This window comes from Inquilinus limosus MP06, from assembly GCF_000767795.1.
Classification (GTDB): Bacteria; Pseudomonadota; Alphaproteobacteria; order DSM-16000; family Inquilinaceae; genus Inquilinus; species Inquilinus limosus_E.
The window spans coordinates 1-1,005 of sequence record NZ_JANX01001056.1; the positions used below are offsets into that span (position 1 = coordinate 1).

The window sequence follows — 1,005 nt, forward strand, 5'->3', positions numbered from 1 at the left end:
ACCCGGCCGAGCCATTCGAGATCCACCCCGATGATGCTGCCGGGCGCGGCGGCGCAGGCGATCATGCCCTCGGCATGCGAGATGTTGATGCCGATCGACCGCCCCTGCTCCGGCCGGCAGATCAGCGGCTTGCCATGGTCGCCGATGGCGAAGTCCCATTCCCCGGCCGGCACGCCGGCGATCTCCTGCAGCAGCCGGCGCATCACCGACCGGGCGGCGGCGAAGCGGCGGCGGTCGCCCGGCATGACGAAGCGCGCGGCCCGCGCCCGCTCCGCCGCGGTCAGGAAGGGCAGGCAGGCCTGGTAGAGAGCCTCGTCCTCCGGCACCTCGGCTGTCCAGACATGAGCGTCGGCGGGGGCGTCCGGGCCGCTCATGCCTTTGCTCCCGTCATTTCGGGGAGACGCCGCCGAGCTTGCAGATATGCGTCCATTCCGCGTCGCTGACCGGGCTGACCGACAGCCGGCCCTGGCGGATCAGCGCGAGGCCCGACAGCGCCGGGTCGGCCTTCATCTGCTTCAGCGTGACGAAGGTCTTCAGCGGCCGGGCGGCCTGCACGTCGACCATGCCGAAGCGGCCGCTCTCGTCGCTCGGGTCCGGGTAGTATTCACGCACGATCGTGACGATGCCGACGATCTCCAGCCCCTCGTTGGAGTGGTAGAAGAACGCCTCGTCGCCGATCTTCATCGCCTTCAGGTTGTTCGAAGCCTGGTAGTTCCGGACGCCGTCCCAATGGGTGCGCTTGGCCTTGACCATGTGGTCCCAGCTCCATTTGAACGGTTCGGACTTCACCAGCCAGTGGTTCACGATCAGGCCTCTCGGATCGACGGCGCCGCGCGCCTCTCGGCGGGACGCTAGCGGAAAGGCTCCAGCGTTTCCAGATTGGGCGTTTCCAGGTCACGCCTCGCGTTTCGCCGGGCGCAGCAGCAGGCCGGCGATGGCGGTGTCGATGGCGGCGCCGTGATTCAGCACGGCGTCGACCGCCGCGGTCACCGGCGCCTCGATCCC

2 protein-coding genes are annotated in these 1,005 nt (G+C 69.2%); both read right to left on the bottom strand.

What is annotated here, in order from left to right; all coding sequences use genetic code 11:
• The coding region (locus P409_RS36735; protein WP_430515691.1) for a 4'-phosphopantetheinyl transferase family protein at positions 1–374 on the bottom strand (374 nt) is incomplete at its 3' end.
• Between the two features lie 13 nt (positions 375–387).
• Positions 388–804, bottom strand: coding sequence for an EVE domain-containing protein (locus tag P409_RS35155; RefSeq protein WP_034849692.1), 417 nt, complete (start codon positions 802–804; stop codon positions 388–390).
• Positions 805–1,005 lie beyond the last annotated feature (201 nt).